This window comes from Aeribacillus sp. JST-2, assembly GCF_056032925.1.
The window spans coordinates 101,772-120,445 of the sequence record NZ_JBVVUU010000008.1 but is presented as its reverse complement, the minus strand read 5'-3'; the positions used below and the strand labels follow the sequence as shown (position 1 = coordinate 120,445).

Here is an 18,674-nt window from a genome sequence, read left to right as displayed (position 1 = left end):
CGTCAATGTAAGATATACACATATTTAAGAAATAATGTTAGAAACTTTGTCGAAAAATATTTTTTTGACACCCCTGAAACGGCTACAACCGTTGATATATCGACATTTATAGAGGGAGGAAAAATATTGTGAAAGTCGAAAAGTTAGGATATGATATTGCTTTAATTGATCTCTATGATGTCGGTTTGGATCAGCGGACGGGATCTTATGTCTTCCTTGAAGAAGACATAACGATTATCGAAACGAGCGCCAGTCCTTCTATACCTTATTTATTAAATGGATTAAAGGAGCTGGGGGTTGATCCGAAAACCGTAAAAAATATCATCGTTACCCATATTCACTTAGATCATGCCGGCGGTGTCGGATTGCTGCTTGAACATTGTCCGCAAGCAAAAGTGTTTGTTCATCCGAAAGGCAAACGCCATTTGGCAGATCCATCCAGGTTAATTGAAAGTGCAAAAACAGTTTATGGGGAACAAAAATTCAACCAATTATTTGATCCGATTTTGCCTGTACCGGAAGAACGGTTGATTGTGAAAGAACATTTGGACACATTAAAAATTGGCGAAAATCGCATTTTAACGTTTTATCATACACCTGGACATGCAAATCATCATTTTTCTATTTTCGATCCTGTAAGCAACGGCATGTTTACTGGCGACACGATCGGAGTTTTTTATACGAAACTCTTGGATTCCGGCTTGGAATTCTATTTGCCGTCTACCTCCCCAAATCAGTTTGATCCAAATAAAATGCTTGACTCTTTAAAACGAATAGAAGAATTGAATATATCGCACATCTTTTTTGGGCATTACGGCATGAGTGAACATCCAGAGGTTGTTTTCAATCATGTAAAATATTGGCTGGATCTGTTCGTTGACAACGGCAGACAAATTATCCTTCAAAACGAGAGCAAACCGTTTGAAGAAAAGTCTAAGCAGTTATATGATCTTTTGTATAAAACGGTTTGCGATTATTTGAGCGAAAAAGGGATTTCGGCCGAGCATGCAGTTCATAAATACTTGAAACTAGATTTAATGATTTGTTCCCAAGGCATTATCGATTATTTGCAAAAATCTTCTTCATTAAAATAGGGGAGGCAGCTATGGAAAGAGATATTCGCCGCGTAAAAACGGTTGAGCTTCAAAAAACTGCCCGATCCATACGAACGGATTTGTACTGGAGCCCGGCAATTGGCAGGAATATGATCCATTTTTGCTGCTAGTGGAAGACATCTTTCAAAAAGGAACGTTAGGCCATCATCCTCATAAGGGCATTGAAACGGTTACTTATGTCATTGACGGCATTTTGGAACATTTTGATAACAAGGCAGGCTACGGGAAACTGGAGACTGGGGATGTCAATGGATGACAAGCGGGCAATGGAGTAATTCATAAAGAAGACCCTGCATCGGGAACTACAGTACATAGCTTGCAGTTATGGGTGAATTTGCTAAGTTCGCAAAAAATGACGGAGCCCCCGCTACCAAAATTTGAAAAGTTCAGACGTTCCGGTTCGAAAAGAAAAAGGGGCGGCCATTCGGATTTTCTCGGGATCATCCAAGGGCATTAAGGCGCCGACCAAAAATCATGTACCTGATACAATGGTTGAGATGATTCTTGAACCTTGGAGCAGAGGTTGAACAAGATCTTCCGGGAAGCTACAATGGGTTCCTATATATTTTAGAAGGAAGCGGTCTGTGCGGAGCTTCTAAGAGAGAAGGCAAAAAAAGGACAAGTATAGTTTTTAACAAAAGGAGTTTCGGGAGAAGAAAGCCACATTTCAATCAAAGCATCTGAAAACCTGCGGGTGCTCCTTTATGCGGGAGAGCCTGTCAATGAACCTGTGGAAGTTTATGATCCATCTGTTATGAATACAAAAGAAGAAATCAGGCAGGCGGTCCTTGATTATCATTCCGGAAAATTTGATGAGTAAGAGAACGGCTTCTCTCATCTGCTGTTTGCTCAGATGGGAGTTTTTTTCGGGGAATGACTTGATTATTTCTCGGGAAAGCGCAAAATTCGCCAAAAATAATAGATAAACGAGGAAAATAGCTCCTTTTGTCGAAAAACTAGTGATGAAGTGATTAATGTCAATCCCTTTAAATTTCATGTTATATTTTCTGACAATATACAACTTTGAGCATGGCAGATTTTGTACAATAATAAAGAATAATCTCTTAAATAGGTGATGCACATGCTTTTTTTAAAAAAACGGAAACAAGAATGGGAGCATGAATCTGAAAATCAGAAGCGTCATGATCGAAGATTTGAGGCTGAATTGGAAGTCGCTTCAGATCAACTTCAAGGTGTTATTGAACAGATGAGTTTAACTGCAGAATCGCTTCAAGACGTGTCTTCATCCAGCAAAAAAAGCACTCTTCAATTGTTGGAACACATTGACCATACGGCGGCGCATACGGAAAATGTATCGGATAAAATGCGCAAAATTGAAGAAGCTGCGATGAAAATTACGTCTTCCTCCCAAGAAATTCATTCTTCAAGTGTATTATTTTTCGAGGAACTTGCACAATCTCAAACACAGTTAAAAAACATTCAAGAAAATTCACAAGCAGTGTTGGAAGGCCATTTGCAGCTTCTAGAGCAAATGAACAGGCTCGTCACCTTTTCAAAACAAATGAATCAAATTCTTTCGACCATCGGGGCAATTTCGCAAAAAACAAAAATTCTTGCCTTGAATGCAAATATTGAATCAGCGAGAGCTGGAATACATGGAAAAAGTTTCGCCGTCGTTGCAAATGAAATCGGACATTTAGCAAACCAAACATCCGCTGCCGTTGATGAAACACACAACATTTTATCTTCGATTCAAACAGAAATCGATTTATCAACAACAATGGTAAAATCGGAAAGCGATCAAATCCAAAAAAGCTCTGAAGAATTATTATGTTTGATTGATACCCTTCACACCTATCAAGACAAATTAAGCGAGATAACGTCAATGGTCTCCCATTCAAGAGAAGCGGTGGAAATACAATCAGAAAATGTGCAGGAAATCAGAAAACTGTTGGAACAAATTGCAAATATGGCGGCTGAAAATAAAACGCATGCCTTAACGGTTCAAGAAGATATGGACAAACAACATCAAAATATAGAAGAGATGCTTGAAATTAGCAAAGCGTTAGACAAAACCGCCAAAGAATTGCAAAAGATGATTCATAAAGATCAACGCCGGCCAATCATTGAGATGGATCTTGAAGCAATGGAAGAGATGAAACAAAAAATTTTCACGCTGCTTGAAGAAGCGCCGTTGCATCAATTAGATGAAACCGTCCATAAAAACGTGTTGGATAAATTTTTGCAGCAAAACGAACGCATTGAGGCGGTTTGGTCCAATCGTTTGGATGGGACGTTTATTTATTCGAATCCGCCGGCAGGGCTTATTAATGCAAAAGCGCGCACATGGTTTAAGGAAGCCAGCCAAAATAAAGTGTTTATTTCAGACATATACACTTCTGCTGTCACAAAACGGCCGTGCATCACGATCTCGCTTCCGATTCTAAACAGCGGACAAATGGTCGGCATTATTGGAGTGGATTTAGCAATGCTGTAAGATAATCGTGTTATGATTGATTTGAACCCAACCGTGTTTTTCCAAATGACAAAGATAAGAATGGAAAATATTTAAAAACGAAGGCATGGATTCTTCAATTCTCCATGCTTTTTTTAATGTCTGAATAATTTCTTCTGTCCGAAATGAGTTTTGTTTCTTGTTATGTAATAAATAATAGCATGTTAATAAAATCCAGACGCTCTCTTCGAAAAGAAAACCTTTTGAATAATCGCGAAATACTTGTTCAGGCACTTTAAAATAGCGGATTTTCGTTTTTCCCGACAAAATTTGTGCGATGATGGAGTCGTAATGATAAGGTAAATATTTTTCGTCAAAAATAAAGATGGGCAAACATACATATTCATCGGGAAAAAAAGCAGAAGTCATTCGTGATTGTTTTACCATTCTGCCTGCTCCTCCTCAAGCTATCTGAACTGGTTATCGGTTAATCATGAATTCCGAGCTTCTGTTTTGTGTCGTCGATTTGAATTAAGAAGGAAATAGCATCAGCTAGTGCTTGCCGATAGATTAATAAATTTTGTGAATCTATTAGACAAAAAATCGTTCTTTTTACATCATCCAGATCATGTTGATCGATTCCAAGTTTGTCCAGTTTTTGATCCAGCTCTTGATAGAGTGCGTTCAACTTTTTGTTTTTCCGACTCAAGATCGCTTGTTCTATACGATTATAGGCAAATTCGTTAAATGCCTGCTCAAAATTCATGGTGCTCTCACCCATCCCCTTTGACAAAAATGAATAAAAAATATTCATTTATATATTAATACAAAACCAATTGAATGTAAAATGAGAAAACGATAAACTATAGTTGAAATCGAAAATGGTGATAATGGGGAATGTGCAAAAGATGGAGATTAATAAACGCATTGGCGAACAAATAAGAGAAGTAAGAAAAAAATATAACATTTCAATGGTGCAATTAGCAGAAGAATTGGAAATCTCCCAGCCTCGACTTTCCCGGATTGAGAATGGGGAGCAAGAAATACCGGTCAGTTTAATAGAAAAATTTTGCAAACGATTTAACATTCCAATGGAAAGCTTTTTTAAAGCGATCGAACACTCCGATCAATCGTTGTTGGATGACCAAGTGGAACAACTTTTATCCTCTTTAAATGATGACCAAAAAAAAGCATTATATATGTTTTTATCTTCATTTCAAAAATAATCCGCCGGCCTCTGTATCCTCTATCCCCTCTTTTTGCGAACATATATTCCGTTCCGTTATTCTTTTGGTACACTCAATGAATTTCTTCATGCCTTCTAACGTATACATTTTTACTTTTTTAGCCACTGTTGCTTTTATCGGTATTAGTATTCCTAATGGTATTACTTGGGCGTTTGTATCTGATATTATCGATTATGGAGAATGGAAATCAGGAGAAAGAAAAGAAGCTACTACTTATTCCTTGTTTAATTTTTCGCGAAAACTAGCACAAGCTCTTTCCGGTTTTTTATCTGGTATCGGTTTAAGTTTGGTTGGGTATGTACCTAATGCGGTTCAGAAGCATAGTACTTTAATTGGAATAAAAGGAATCCTAACATTATATCCTGCTATCGCTTTATTGTTAGCGTCGCTTGTTATAGGTTTTTTGTATAAATTGACAGATGAAAAACACGCTATGATTGTCCAAGAGCTAAAAGAGAGACATGGCTCTATGTTATAACCGAGATGAAAAGAGGCGTAGCTCTTTAAACCGATAATAGCTTTTAAACATAAGTTTTAATTAAAGAATTAAGTTAAATTCTTTAATTGAGATACAGTCAAAATTTATTTGTGAGACAATCCAGATCGTGCTATATTTTATCATAAGATTACAAAAATTTGAGAAAGAGGTTGCTTAAAATTGGTAACAATCAAAGATATAGCAAGATTGGCAAATGTATCTCATACGACTGTATCTCGCGCTTTGAACAACAGTCCGCTGATTAAGGAGGAAGAATTTTAACGATCGCTTCAGAGTTGAACTACATACCGAATTACAGCGCGAAAAGCCTTGTTATGCAAAAATCTTATACGATCGGTCTTTTTTTTACGAGCATTAAGGCGGGAACATCCTCAAGTTTTTTTATAGATACAATCAAAGGGGTAAATGAAGTCATAAGCGAAAACTATCATTTGTTAGTTCGGGGTATCGATGATTTTCATGATTATACAACAATCCATCCGAAAAGATATGATGGAATTATTTTCATGAGCCAGAGCGATCGAGACAATGCGTTTATTTATCATGTTTTGGAAAAACAAATTCCGCTTGTTGTATTAAATAGGAAAATCAGGGATGAAAGGTTTACAAATATTTTAGCCAATGATAAAGAAGGGGCCTATCAGGGAGTTCTCCACCTTGTTGAAAATGGCCATAAGCGGATCGCGATCATTGAAGGGAAGGAAGGTTTTCAATCAACGGTTGAAAGAAAAGAAGGTTACATCCAAGCGTTGCTTGATCATCAGCTGCCGATTCATGGCGAGTATTTCATCAAGGGGGAGTATGATGTCAAAAGCGGTTACAATGCCATGAAGCAATTGCTTTCATTAAAAGAACCGCCGACTGCGGTTTTTTGTTCGAATGATGATATGGCGATTGGAGCGATGCATGCCGTGTTTGAAGCGGGCTTGTCTGTCCCTAAGGACATTTCCGTTGTAGGATTTGACGATATTGAATTGGCGCAATATACGTTTCCTCCTTTGACGACTGTTAAACGGCCAATCGAAACGATCAGCAAAAGGGGAGCTGAAAAACTGCTTTCTTGCATTGACAACCCGGATGCAGGAACAGAAACCATTTTCGTTCCGACGAAACTGACCATAAGAGGATCAGTCCGAAAGCTTTGTTCATAATGTTCACGTTAACATAAAAAGGGTGGATAGGCAATGAAAATGTTAAGGAAACAATTGATTCCTGATTATAAGAAATATCCCGAAAAAGTGCTGCAATTCGGGAGCGGAAATTTTTTACGTGCTTTTGTTGATTGGCAAATTGATCAAATGAATCAAAAGGCGGATTTTCATGGCAGTGTTGTCATTACACAGTCAACCGGAAGCGGAACAGTTGATAAATTAAATGAACAGGACGGTTTATTTACCGTTTGCATTCAAGGCTGTGAAAATGGGCGTGTCATTGAAAAACAGTCGGTTGTCACGTGTGTTCAAAGGGGGATCGCAATATCTGAAAGTTACCAAGAATTTTTACAAACGGCGCAAACTCCTTCACTGCGGTTTGTTGTTTCCAATACAACGGAAGCGGGAATCCGTTTTGAAAAGGAGGCATTGGGCAATCAGCCGCCCAAAACATTCCCTGGAAAATTGACCGTTTTTTTATATGAACGGTATAAAGCGTTTCAGGGGGACGACAGCAAAGGGCTGGTGATCATTCCTTGCGAGTTGATTGAACGAAACGGCGAAGTGTTGAAACAAACTGTCCTGCGATATGCAAAAAGCTGGCATTTGGAAAATGGATTTGTCCGGTGGATCTATGACGCCAACACATTTTGCTCCAGCTTGGTTGATCGCATTGTTCCCGGATTTCCGCAAGAAAAGTTCAGCGAAATGACGGCAAAATTAGGCTATCACGATCAGCTTCTCGTAATGGCGGAGCCGTATTATTTATGGGTGATCGAAGGCCCGGCATCATTAAGGGAGGAGCTCCCTTTTGAAAAAGCTGGATTAAACGTCCTTCTGGTCGATGATATGACACCTTATCGAACATTAATGGTAAGAATTTTAAACGGCGTTCATACGGCGATAGCGGCAGTCGCCTATTTGCATGGTTGCCGGACAGTCGGTGAAGCGGTAAGAGATCAATTGATTAAAGAATATATTGACAAACTTATATTTGGAGAGATTGTTCCAACATTGGATTTGCCCGAGGAAGAGGCAAAAACATATGCAAGGTCGGTGTTGGAACGTTTTGAAAACCCGTTTATTCATCATCATTTAACAAGCATTTCATTAAATGCCCTGTCAAAATTTAAGACGAGAAATTTGCCTGCAATCTTAGACTATTTTGAACGTTTTGGAACATTGCCGAACTGTTTAGTGTTTGCCCTCAGTTCGTTGATTTCCTACTATAAAGGCGAAAAAGGGAATGAAGCCATTCCATTGAACGATGATGAAGAAGCGATAGAGCTATTTTCTTCATTATGGCGCCGATATGATGGATCCGATACAAGCCTTGCTTTCATTGTCAAACATGTATTGGCTGCCAAAAAGATTTGGCAAATGGATTTGAATGTCATTCCTGGCTTGGCGGATCTTGCCGCATCTTTTTTAACGGCAATTGAACATGAGGGGATGGAATCAGCAGTCAAACGTGTGACAAAAAAGGGGGAGAGCGAGTGAAGGAATATATCATCATTAATGAGAAAGACAATGTTGCTGTTGCGCTTCGCGATTTGAGTCTTAATGAAATCATCAAGGTATATGAAAAAAAAGTCACCGTCAAACAGGATATTCCAAAAGGGCATAAAATCGCAATCAAGCCGATAAGCAAGGGTGAACATATTATCAAATATGGATTTCCGATCGGCCATGCGATCGAACCTATTCCGGAGGGCGGATGGGTGCATGTGCATAATACTAAAACGAATTTGCAAGGCGTCCAAAACTATTGCTTTAAGCAACGACTATTTCCGTTAAAGTTATCCAAAAAAAACTTGACTTTTCAAGGTTTTAGAAGAAAAAATGGAAGTGTTGGCATTCGCAACGGTCTATGGATTGTGCCAACCGTCGGATGTGTGAATGGGATCGCAGAACAAATGATCCAGCAATTTTTGGATAAAATTGAAAACTTTTCTCCATTTGATCATACGCTAGTGTTGAAACATCAATACGGCTGTTCACAACTAGGGGACGATCATTTGCATACAAGAGACATTTTAAGCTCCATTATTGAACATCCGAATGCGGGGGGAGTATTGGTTTTAGGACTCGGCTGCGAGAACAACCGTTTAAGTGAATTAAAAGAGGCGCTTGGGGCTGTAGACGAAGCACGGATGAAATTTTTGAATTGCCAGGAAGTTGACAACGAAGTGGAAGCAGGCGTCAAGCTGCTGATGGAATTATACGAATCGGCTCGGCATGACAAGCGGGAATCCTTTCCGTTGTCGGAATTACATATCGGTTTGAAATGCGGCGGGTCGGACGGTTTTTCCGGCATTACGGCTAATCCTCTTCTTGGCCGGTTTTCAGACTTTTTAGTAGCGCAAGGGGGAGCTACCGTTTTAACTGAGGTGCCGGAAATGTTCGGAGCTGAAACATTGTTGATGGAAAGAGCTGCAAGCAAAGAAGTGTTTGATAAAATAGTCGATCTGATCAACGGTTTTAAACAATATTTTCTGGAGCACAACCAACCGATTTATGAAAACCCTTCCCCTGGGAACAAAGCAGGGGGAATTACAACATTGGAAGACAAGTCGCTTGGCTGTACACAAAAAGCCGGCACGTCAGCGGTTGTGGATGTCTTGAAATACGGAGAACGCTTACGAACAAAAGGGTTAAATCTTTTAAGCGCTCCGGGTAATGATCTTGTCGCTTCAACGGCTTTAGCTGCAGCGGGCTGCCAGATGGTTTTGTTTACTACAGGCAGAGGGACTCCGTTCGGCACTTTTGTTCCAACTGTCAAAGTGTCCACAAACACGGCGTTATATGCGTCGAAACCCCACTGGATTGATTTTAATGCTGGAACTTTAGTAGAGGGAGCCGCTTGGGAGGATGTTCTCCAAGAGTTCATCTCATATATCATCAGCGTGGCAAATGGAGTAGAAGTAAACAACGAAAAAAATCATTTTCGCGAAATCGCCATATGGAAAACAGGCGTGACTCTATAATTCAATAGCCAACAAATACTAGAATTGTCGGGGGTGCACACATTGGAATCACGTTTACTTTCATTGTTAAAAGAAGAAAAAATCATTGCCATCATCCGCGGGGTTCAGGAGGAGACGATCGAACCGATTGCTCAAGCGCTGGCTGACGGCGGCATAAAATTTTTGGAAGTGACAATGAACACAGAAGGCGCTTTAAGGGCGATCGGCAATTTAACAGAAAAATTTGCGGGACGCCTGGAAATTGGGGCAGGGACTGTACTGAATGTCGAAATGGCAAAAGAGGCGATTCTTGCTGGAGCCGAGTATATTATTTCTCCCAATTTAGACGAACAGGTTATCCGCTATTGTGTGGAACAAAATGTCGAGGTATGGCCTGGAACGATGACACCGTCGGAAATATATAAAGCCTATCAATTAGGGGCAAAAGCGGTGAAAGTATTTCCGATCGGAACGCTAGGAGCCAAGTATATTAAAGAAGTGAAGGCACCGCTCAACCAAATTGAGTTGATTGCAACAGGAGGCGTGAATTTGGAAAATATTTCTGATTTCTTAAAAAACGGCGCCATTGCGGTAGGCCTCGGCGGGAACTTGGTCGATAAACAGCTTGTGGAACAAAAGAATTTTGAGGAGTTGAAAAAACGGGCGCAAATGTTTGTCGAGCGTGCGAAAGGAGCGGTCGCACAATGACCGCTCAAGTTGATGTCGTGACGCTCGGAGAAAGCATGATATTGTTTCAGCCGATGACGGAAGGTTCTTTAACTTATTCCCATCTGTTTTCAAAATCGATCGCCGGAGCGGAATCAAATGTTGCGATCGGGTTAACAAGATTAGGGAAAAAAGTTAGATGGATCAGCCGCGTTGGCGCGGATCCGTTCGGAAAGATGATTCTTTCCACTTTAGCCGGAGAAGGGATCGATGTATCGCATGTCATTCAAGATGATAGCGCACCCACTGGCATTTACTTTAAAGAATTTAAAGGGTATGGCGATCCGAATGTGTATTATTATCGGCATTTTTCCGCAGCAAGCAGGTTTTCCGTCAAAGATATAAAACCGGAATGGTTTGAAAATGCCAGACATTTGCATGTAACGGGCATTACTCCCGCCTTAGGCGATCATACGGCTGAATTTATGCAGGAAGTTATGAAACTGGCAAAGGAAAAAGGGCTGACCGTTTCATTTGATCCGAATTTGCGCCGTAAATTGTGGAGTGAAGAAAAAGCAAGGGCTGTCTTAACTTCTTTAATACCATTGTGCGACATTTTTTTGCCGGGAATTGAAGAAGCGGAGTTTTTGCTCGGGATTCAAGATTATTCTCGCTGCTCGGCAGAGTTTTTAAAGATGGGGCCGAAGTTAGTGGTGATCAAGCTCGGGGCGAAAGGATCAGCCGCATTTTTCGGAAAGCAAACGGTAATGGTGCCGTCAACACCGGTTGAAGTAGTGGTTGATACGGTAGGCGCAGGCGATGCATTTGCGGCAGGACTTTTGTCAGCGCTTTTAAATGAAAAAAATCCGTTGGATGAAGCAACTTTAACAGCAACAATACAAGACGCTTTACAGCGCGCCAATTTGCTTGGCGCACTAGCGACGCAATTTAAAGGGGATTGGGAAGGGCTTCCTTCTCTTGAAGAAGTTGAGCACCTTTTGGCGGGAAAAGAACAATTCACAAGGTAAAGATTTACGATAGAGGGCGAAAGTTTTTCTTTTGCCCTCTTTTTGTCCGTGTTAATGACGATCGAGGCAGGGAATGGGGAAGAAAAATTGATGAAAGTGAAAGCGGAGCCAAAAGAGAGGGAAAAGAAAGGTTATCAGTCATTCAAGAAATGCAATGATAGCCAAAGCCGCTTTCACAAAAGACGACATCGCCTCTGCATTAATTGGTTCACAAGCTACAGAGATGTTGAAAAATATGTGGGTAAACCGTTTATTTCTCGGGACAAAAGCGATTGATGCCAAACATGGATGAAGCGTTTTTAACAGTTTGCATGCTGATTGGAAGAAAGAGCCATTCAATGTGCCGAACATGTAACATTGCTTGCGGATTCAACAAAATTTAGGAAAACAGCCTTGCTTCAATTTGCCTCAATTGATCATATTGATGATATCATTACAGAGAAAAAATGGACGAATCTATGAAGGAGCAGTTTGCCCAGTTTGGTTTACCAATTGTCTTCGCAGCTGTCAATGGGCGCTCTTAGGGTCTGCGAGATCTTTTTTATATTTGCAAAAAAGTGTATTGCAGATCTGTCAGAAATACTAATGAAACCAAAACAAAACAATCATTTAATCTACTTTAAATAAAAAATAATCAAAAAGGAGAATGTTAAAAATACTAAGGAGAAGTTTGTCAATGTAATCCGCTTTGATAGACAAGTCGAACAATTTACGAAAGAAAATCCGTACCTGCAGGCAAATCTTTTGCGACTGGCGCGAAGAGGTGATTTCGAGGACTGACGACAGCCACGCCCTCCGCACCACTGATATCACCGCATTTAGACAATGATGCACGATCTCGTTTACAGATTGTCAGTCACGTGGCAAAATGTTGCCGACAAATCAACCTCCGCATTCAAGTTTTTTCTGTCATGGAATGAAAAAAACCGCCTTTGCCCGGTATTCATTGGTTGAAAAGAAAATCCGTCCTTAATTTTTGGGTTTCTGCACATTTGACACTCTTTTTTTTCTGCTGTTTTGATTCCAAATCTTTTTCCCATATGGAATGATGGTATCCAATATGATCAAAAGGATAAAAACAAACAGAACAACCCGTTCGTAGCCATCCATGACACGAAAGGGATTCGCAATGTTATGCAAAGAATTTCGCAAATTAGAACCGGATAAAATGTATAAGCATTGGATTAAAGACGTTAAAATAATAAAAAGCAGGATGGTCATTCCAAGATTTTTCATCCAATTTCACCCTCCATTTTTATGTTCCCCTTTTTTGTTCTTTTTAAAATATACATACATTTCCCTTTTAAAGAAAAAAATAAGAAAAAAAGCTGGGATGAAGATAATGACATTTTCTCCGAATAATCATAATCAACAACAGATACAAAACGATCAACGGAAGCCTCATCATCTAAACAAATCGTTAGCGGTCAATATGGATTATTTGAAAAAAAGGATCGGAAACAGTACGGATGTTATTTTTCGATCAATAAAAATCGGACACAAATTGGCTCTCCAATTAACGATCGTTTATGTCGAAGGGATTGCCGATGATAAAAAGATCGACCAATATTTAATTTCAACGATCTATAATAAGCGCAAATTTTACGATCAATCCATTCTCCAAGATACACTTAATAAGATAAAAGATGAAGTTTCCTCAATGGGCTCCGTCAAACAATCCGAAAATTGGGAAGACATCCTTGCCTCTTTAATGTCCGGAAATACGATCATCTTTGTCGACGGCATTGATCAAGCAATAATTGCCAATACTGCAGGTGGGGAAAAGCGTTCGATCGAAGAGCCCATCACACAAGTTTCCATCCGAGGGGCTCGGGATGGATTTATTGAATCAATCAGAACGAATACTGCAATGGTTCGCAAGCGTATACAGAATCCTGATCTTTGGCTTGAGACGTTCAAAATCGGCCGTACAACCAAGACAGATGTCGCAATCATGTATATAAAGGGAATTGCCAAGGATGAAATTGTCGAAGAAGTCCGGAGGCGGTTAAAGCGAATTAACATTGACAGCATCTTGGAAACAGGTTATATCGAACAGCTGATAGAAGATCAAACATGGACCCCTTTTCCAACCGTTTACCATGCGGAAAGGCCGGACGTAGTGGCCGGCAATTTGCTTGAAGGAAGGGTTGCCATTTTCGTAGATGGAACTCCGTTTGTTTTGCTTGTTCCGGCCGTCTTTATTCAGTTTTTTCAAGCTGTTGACGATTATTATGCCCGGTTTGATATTTCATCAGCGTTAAGATTTTTGCGGGTTTTGGTTTTCCTCTTGTCAATTATCGTTCCGGCCTTTTATATTGCGATTACCACCTTCCATCAGGAGATGATTCCAACGCAGCTTTTAATCGTTCTTGCCGCACAGCGGGAAGCGGTGCCATTTCCGGTTTTTGTTGAAGCGTTTTTAATGGAGGTTGCTTTCGAAATATTGCGTGAAGCAGGGATCAGGCTCCCAAGACCGGTAGGACAAACCGTTTCGATCGTTGGCGCATTAGTGATTGGGCAGGCGGCTGTTCAAGCCGGCATCGTTTCTCCTGCGATTATCATTATTGTTTCAATCACGGCCATTGCAAGTTTTGCCACTCCTTCTTATTCAATTGCCATCTCCGCAAGGTTGATTCGATTTATATTCATGATTACCGCATCATCGTTCGGGTTCTATGGTATTTTTCTCGGAATGGTGATCTTAGCAGCACATTTGTGCAGCCTCCGTTCATTTGGCATACCTTATTTGGAACCGCTGGCTCCTTTCGTACCAAAAAATGCTGGGGATACATTAGTGCGGCTGCCATTGTGGTCTCTCAAGGAAAGACCGAGATTAATTGTCGGGGAAAACAATATTCGCGAAGGGGAACATCTCAGACCCGGCCCTCCGAAAACCCGCTCCATCCGAAATGATAAGACAGAAGGGGGGAGAAAGGATGAATCTTAAACTCTTCTTTTTTTTGCCAATTATATTATTAACGATTGCCGTTGTTTCGGGTTGCTACAGTCAAAGGGAATTAACAGATATCGCGATTGTCACCGCAACTGGATTGGATAAATCGGAGGATGGGAAATATGTTCAATCATTTCAAATCGTCGATCCGGAGAACATTTCCAGCGGCGAGCAAGCAAAAGGCGGCGGACAAGGTCCGCCCATCACCGTTTATTCAGCAAAGGGAAATAATGTATCGGAAATCAATCAAAAAATTTCTAAAAAGGTGTCGCGAAGATTGTATTTTTCCCATACCCAACTGCTGATTATTGGCGAGAAAATTGCAAGGGAAGATGGATTGGATCATATTTTGGACGCGTTTGAACGGGACAATCAATACCGTTCCACGATGATCGTTGTCATTGCGAAAGGTTCAAAAGCAGAGGATTTTATTAAAACGTTGACGCCCATTGATAAAAACTCAGGGCGGAAAATCGTAAAATCTTTGGAAATCACTGAAGAATCTTCAGGTGAAAATATAAAAGTAAATTTGAAGGATGTCATTGATGATCTGATGTCTCGCGGCAAGGAGCCATTAATCAGCGGAGTTGAGCTCATTGGAAGCAAAGAAAAGGGGCAAAAGATGAATACATTGCAGAAAACTGAACCGGAATCGCTAATAGAAGTGGACGGGATGGCTTTATTTAAAAACGGGAAACTGGTGGATTGGATATCAGGCAAAACATGCAGGGGGGTTTCCATCATCCTTAAAAAAACGAAAATCTTTAATGTAAATCTTGACTGGAAAGGCAAAAAAAATGTTATTGCTTATCAATCGATACGTTCGAATACGGATGTTTCAGCAAAATTCCAAAACAATCGGCCTGCGGTCGCCATCCAAATTGAAATAGAAGGAAGAATTTCAGAGGCGAATGTGCCGATTGACCTCTCCAATCCGAAAGTTTTAGTGAAACTTGAAAAAAAGATTGAGAAAAAGATTCAGAAGGAAATATACGCTGCCATCAACAAGGCAAAAAAGGATAAAACGGATGTTTTTGGATTCGGTGAGCTGTTGTACCGCTCATATCCTAACAAATGGAAAAAAATGGAACATAAGTGGAACGATGTTTATTTTCCGGAAGTGCAGACAAAAGTGGGCGTTAATGTTTTTATCAGGCAGACAGGATACAAAAACAAATCTCATATGACGGAGATGGATTCCTAAAAGTCTATTAGAGGAAGTGTTACAGAATGGAAAATGCGAAAATCGATAAATTTCAGCTATTCGTGTTAATTTACCTTTTTGAACTCGGAAGTACGTTGTTAATTCCTCTAGGAATTGATGCGAAAAATGATGCATGGCTGGCAATCCTTTTAGGGATGGTTGGAGGTTTCCTGCTACTTTCCCTATATTTCGCTCTTTATCAATACCATCCTGATTTGCAATTGACGCAATATTCGATAAAGATATTAGGCAAATATGTAGGTTGGGTTGTCGGGTTTGCCTACAGTGTTTATTTTCTTTACATAGCTGCAAGAGTGTTGCGCGACTTCGGAGATATGCTGGTAACCTTTGCCTATCCGGAAACGCCTCTTTTTATTATCAACTTCATGTTAATTGCTACCATTATGTACGTGATCCATAAAGGAATCGAGGTGTTGGCCAGAACGGGAGAAATACTTTTTGTGCTTATGTGTCTTCTTGGCGTTTTGGGGTTTATTTTGATTTGCATTACCGGCTTGATCGATTTTAATAATTTGAAACCCGTTCTGGAAGAAGGCATCAAGCCTGTATTAAATGTGGTTTTTACGGAAACTTTGTATGTTCCGTTCGGCGAAACAATTGCATTTACAATGATTTTTCCATATGTCAACAACCATAAAAACATGAAACTTACCGGCTATGCGGCTATGGCGGCTAGTGGGATGGTTTTGGTGTTGACAATGGCTATCAATATTGCGGTTCTAGGGTATGGCGTTACCTACCGCTCACAGTTTCCGCTGCTAACGACCATCCAGCAAATTAAAATAGGGGAATTTTTGGCGCGCCTTGATATTTTTTTCATAATTGCGCTGATGATTGGCGCCTTTTTTAAAATCAGCATCTTTTATTATGGGGCGTTGTTCGGTTTTGCAGCCCTATTTAACGTGGAAAAAATCAGCAAGTTAATATTACCTTTGGGGTTTATTGCACTTTTATGTTCTGCGGCAATGGCGAGGAGCGCCCAAGAGCACATTAAAATAGGGCTGGAATATGTGCCAATGTTTTTGCATATCCCGTTTCAAATCATCATTCCGGTACTGTTGATGATGACGGCTTTTGCAAGGAAGAAATTTCGCAAATGATGGCAAAACCGGCTGAAGAAGACAGAAAGGTTGAAAAACTCAACGTTTGGGTGTTTCAATTTTTAATGCATATTAAGCAGCTAATAGATAGTTACCAGTTTATTCAATGATATAGTCAGTAAAAAAAGAACCAATTAAAACATAGTCAAACATGGTTATGGTGTTTGCAGGACGGCAAAGTGGCACTCGTGACAGGGGTCAGCAGGGGACTGGGGCAAGGGATGGCTGTCGGATTGGCGGAAGCGGGCGCTGAAATTATCGTCGTAGGGGGGAGCGGCAAGTCAGAAACAAAAGAGAAGAGGTTTTGACAAATTACGCTTGACCTTTCTGAACAAGAACCCACCTATCAGCTCGTAAAAAAGGCGTTAAAACAAACAAACTGAATTGACATTTTGGTAAACAATGCCGAAATTATCAGAAGGGAACAAGCTGAAAACTATTCGTACTAAGATTGCCATGAGGTGATTCAGGTCAATTTGGACAGTGTTTTCAAAATAACGAGAGAAGTTGGCAAACATATGCTTGAACAAGGAAAAGGGAAAATCATCAACATTGCTTCTATGCTGTCATTTCAAGGCGGAATGACAGTGCCTGCTTGCTGTATTGTCCGTTTCCATATAGCCAGATGGATTCGCTTTTCGTTGAGGCCTGTTTGACCATTCATTCGCGAACGATTTCGCCAATCCTGTTTCCGCATGCTTGCTTACCATAGTTTACATAATGAAGTTATCGTAAATATATGTTATATGTAATCTAGTAAAAGCAATTCGTGATATTATGCTTCGTTCTGTTTTTACGCGTTTTTGATCTTTGGTTTTGTAATTCTCTTTGGATTAGCCAACGGATATTGGCTTGACAATCACACTCTATCAATTTTAGAATTAACACCAAAATTTCTTCTAAATAATTGGGACTTGTTTAGGAATTTTATTGGTTATGCAGTTGGTTTGCGGGTAATTAAAAACCACTCAAAAAGAAGATGTGTTCCTGCTAACCGGCAAATTGAAGTTTGAAAAAATTAATTTGCATGTATGAAAGGAAAATAAGGAATAATAAAGTTTTTCGAGACGTAAAAGCAATGACGGGGTTTATTTTGTCTATATTATTGAGTTTTGCAGCAGTAATTCTTGTAGTACATAACAATAGTTTTTGGGTTGTTTTCGTTGTTATATCAATCATAGTTTCGACTTTAAGTGTATTTAGGGCTGATACGTTATACAAAGAAAATAAAGAACATAGTTGACGGCATTTACATTAAATAAGTAATGACGATCGTTTGCAACCTATATGCTGTTTTAAGGCATTGAACTCATTTGCTTTCAAAAAAATCTTTTTTTAGGATGGGAAAAAGAGAGCCGTGAATGTTCTCAAATGCCTTTGGCTCTCTATTGTTTCAACAGATTATGAATATTTTTTTACAAATTGCAATGATTTTTCAATAATCAACGGCTGGTCATGGTCGAGAGTTGCGACATGATAGCTGTTTTCTAATCGAATCAATTCTTTTTCTTTTGATGAGATGGTCTCATAGATCATTTGGGAATTATCAGGAGGTACAACGTGATCTTCATTAGAAACAAGAATGAGTGTCGGGCATGACACCTTATGAAGATTGTTTCTGACGATTTCCATTAATTTTAAAATTTCTTTGATAGAACGCACCGGCGTTTTTTCATAAGCAAGTTCTTTCACATTAGGGTTTTTTATATCCGAACCGATGGCCTCTAAAAATCTGGCATCTTCCAAATCTTTGGCCGATTCCATATCAGGAATTCGCAAAGCAGCATTGATTGGAATAATTCCCTTGATTTCGGGATATTGTTCCGCCATGTATAATGTTAACGTGCCTCCCATGGAAAGTCCCGCTACAAAAATCGTGTCGCACCGCTCTTTTAACCATTGGTAACCTGCTTCAACGGACGAAATCCAATCTTGATAAACGGTTCTCTCCATGTCTTCATAATGTGTCCCATGTCCTTTTAGACGCGGGCCGCATACCGTATAGCCTGCCTTTCTAAACGCTTCTCCTAACGGACGCATGCTTTGGGTTGTTCCGGTAAAACCGTGCGAAACTAAAATGCCGATGGAATTCCCTTCAAAGTAAAAAGGTTCTGCTCCATTCATCACCGGATATTTTTCATTCACTTTGCTCCCCTCCAATGACATGATGAATATCAAACATACTAAGTATTCGTTGCTAACGTTACAAACTCCTTTTTTGAAAAAAAAGAAAGTGTCGTTTTGAAGAAGCGAGCCATATTTGCTTTTTGGTCTGTAAACGCATCCTACCGCGTTGAGTTTTGCG

General features: G+C 39.9%; 17 protein-coding genes and 4 pseudogenes. 17 read left to right on the top strand and 4 right to left on the bottom strand.

Going from position 1 to position 18,674, the window contains the following annotated elements; all coding sequences use genetic code 11:
• Window positions 1–125 precede the first annotated feature (125 nt).
• From AC0KTX_RS06660 to AC0KTX_RS06650, 3 genes and pseudogenes are all read left to right on the top strand, one after another.
• Window positions 126–1,094, top strand: a complete 969-nt coding sequence (locus AC0KTX_RS06660; protein WP_474251443.1) for an MBL fold metallo-hydrolase — start codon at window positions 126–128, stop codon at window positions 1,092–1,094.
• A gap of 11 nt (window positions 1,095–1,105) precedes the next feature.
• Window positions 1,106–1,935: pseudogene (locus AC0KTX_RS06655) on the top strand (pirin family protein).
• Window positions 1,936–2,196: 261 nt separating this feature from the next.
• Window positions 2,197–3,573, top strand: coding sequence for a methyl-accepting chemotaxis protein (locus AC0KTX_RS06650; protein ID WP_474251440.1), 1,377 nt, complete (start codon window positions 2,197–2,199; stop codon window positions 3,571–3,573).
• Here AC0KTX_RS06650 and AC0KTX_RS06645 read toward each other — a convergent pair.
• Both AC0KTX_RS06645 and AC0KTX_RS06640 read right to left on the bottom strand, forming a co-directional pair.
• A complete protein-coding gene (locus AC0KTX_RS06645; RefSeq protein ID WP_474251439.1) occupies window positions 3,559–3,978 on the bottom strand; it encodes a hypothetical protein in 420 nt (139 codons plus the stop codon). The genes AC0KTX_RS06650 and AC0KTX_RS06645 overlap by 15 nt on opposite strands.
• Window positions 3,979–4,018: 40 nt before the next feature.
• The gene (locus AC0KTX_RS06640; protein ID WP_474251438.1) at window positions 4,019–4,297 is read right to left on the bottom strand and encodes a hypothetical protein; all 279 of its coding nucleotides are present in this window, start codon (window positions 4,295–4,297) and stop codon (window positions 4,019–4,021) included.
• Between the two features lie 142 nt (window positions 4,298–4,439).
• On the opposite strand from AC0KTX_RS06640, the gene AC0KTX_RS06635 reads away from it, so the two are divergent.
• The 9 genes and pseudogenes from AC0KTX_RS06635 to AC0KTX_RS06595 all read left to right on the top strand — a co-directional run.
• On the top strand, window positions 4,440–4,757 hold the full coding sequence (locus AC0KTX_RS06635; RefSeq protein WP_474251437.1) for a helix-turn-helix domain-containing protein: 318 nt from the start codon (window positions 4,440–4,442) through the stop codon (window positions 4,755–4,757).
• A 76-nt stretch (window positions 4,758–4,833) separates the two neighbouring features.
• Window positions 4,834–5,256 (top strand): annotated as a pseudogene (locus AC0KTX_RS06630) (MFS transporter); the annotation flags it as partial.
• A gap of 180 nt (window positions 5,257–5,436) precedes the next feature.
• Window positions 5,437–6,428, top strand: a pseudogene (locus AC0KTX_RS06625) (LacI family DNA-binding transcriptional regulator).
• A 33-nt stretch (window positions 6,429–6,461) separates the two neighbouring features.
• Window positions 6,462–7,928, top strand: a complete 1,467-nt coding sequence (locus AC0KTX_RS06620) for a tagaturonate reductase (protein ID WP_474251436.1) — start codon at window positions 6,462–6,464, stop codon at window positions 7,926–7,928.
• Window positions 7,925–9,415, top strand: a complete 1,491-nt coding sequence (locus AC0KTX_RS06615) for a UxaA family hydrolase (RefSeq protein ID WP_474251435.1) — start codon at window positions 7,925–7,927, stop codon at window positions 9,413–9,415. The genes AC0KTX_RS06620 and AC0KTX_RS06615 overlap by 4 nt, the downstream gene beginning before the upstream one ends.
• A 33-nt stretch (window positions 9,416–9,448) precedes the next feature.
• Entirely contained in the window at window positions 9,449–10,102 is a 654-nt protein-coding gene (locus AC0KTX_RS06610; protein WP_474251434.1) for a bifunctional 4-hydroxy-2-oxoglutarate aldolase/2-dehydro-3-deoxy-phosphogluconate aldolase, read from the top strand.
• Complete coding sequence (locus AC0KTX_RS06605; protein WP_474251433.1) at window positions 10,099–11,088, top strand: sugar kinase; 990 nt, start codon at window positions 10,099–10,101, stop codon at window positions 11,086–11,088. The genes AC0KTX_RS06610 and AC0KTX_RS06605 overlap by 4 nt, the downstream gene beginning before the upstream one ends.
• Window positions 11,089–11,406: 318 nt before the next feature.
• A complete protein-coding gene (locus AC0KTX_RS06600; protein WP_474251432.1) occupies window positions 11,407–11,550 on the top strand; it encodes a hypothetical protein in 144 nt (47 codons plus the stop codon).
• 249 nt (window positions 11,551–11,799) lie between these two features.
• A pseudogene (locus AC0KTX_RS06595) lies at window positions 11,800–12,061 on the top strand (rhamnogalacturonan lyase family protein); the annotation flags it as partial.
• Here the strand turns inward: AC0KTX_RS06595 and AC0KTX_RS06590 are convergent.
• Window positions 12,058–12,324, bottom strand: coding sequence for a YczF family membrane protein (locus AC0KTX_RS06590; RefSeq protein ID WP_474251431.1), 267 nt, complete (start codon window positions 12,322–12,324; stop codon window positions 12,058–12,060). The pseudogene AC0KTX_RS06595 and the gene AC0KTX_RS06590 sit on opposite strands and share 4 nt — an antisense overlap.
• 106 nt (window positions 12,325–12,430) lie before the next feature.
• Here AC0KTX_RS06590 and AC0KTX_RS06585 point away from each other — a divergent pair, with 106 nt between their 5' ends.
• The 5 genes from AC0KTX_RS06585 (at window position 12,431) to AC0KTX_RS06565 (ending at window position 17,025) form a co-directional block, all read left to right on the top strand.
• Window positions 12,431–14,038, top strand: coding sequence for a spore germination protein (locus tag AC0KTX_RS06585; RefSeq protein WP_474251430.1), 1,608 nt, complete (start codon window positions 12,431–12,433; stop codon window positions 14,036–14,038).
• A complete protein-coding gene (locus AC0KTX_RS06580) occupies window positions 14,028–15,248 on the top strand; it encodes a Ger(x)C family spore germination protein (RefSeq protein WP_474251429.1) in 1,221 nt (406 codons plus the stop codon). The genes AC0KTX_RS06585 and AC0KTX_RS06580 overlap by 11 nt, the downstream gene beginning before the upstream one ends.
• Before the next feature lie 26 nt (window positions 15,249–15,274).
• Window positions 15,275–16,369 carry a GerAB/ArcD/ProY family transporter gene (locus tag AC0KTX_RS06575; protein WP_474251428.1) on the top strand — a complete coding sequence of 365 codons (1,095 nt, stop codon included), beginning with the start codon at window positions 15,275–15,277 and terminating at the stop codon, window positions 16,367–16,369.
• Between the two features lie 179 nt (window positions 16,370–16,548).
• Window positions 16,549–16,677 carry a hypothetical protein gene (locus AC0KTX_RS06570; RefSeq protein ID WP_474251427.1) on the top strand — a complete coding sequence of 43 codons (129 nt, stop codon included), beginning with the start codon at window positions 16,549–16,551 and terminating at the stop codon, window positions 16,675–16,677.
• A gap of 153 nt (window positions 16,678–16,830) precedes the next feature.
• A complete protein-coding gene (locus AC0KTX_RS06565) occupies window positions 16,831–17,025 on the top strand; it encodes an SDR family NAD(P)-dependent oxidoreductase (protein WP_474251426.1) in 195 nt (64 codons plus the stop codon).
• A 745-nt stretch (window positions 17,026–17,770) separates the two neighbouring features.
• Here AC0KTX_RS06565 and AC0KTX_RS06560 read toward each other — a convergent pair.
• Window positions 17,771–18,514, bottom strand: a complete 744-nt coding sequence (locus AC0KTX_RS06560) for an alpha/beta hydrolase (protein ID WP_340856504.1) — start codon at window positions 18,512–18,514, stop codon at window positions 17,771–17,773.
• Window positions 18,515–18,674: the final 160 nt, after the last annotated feature.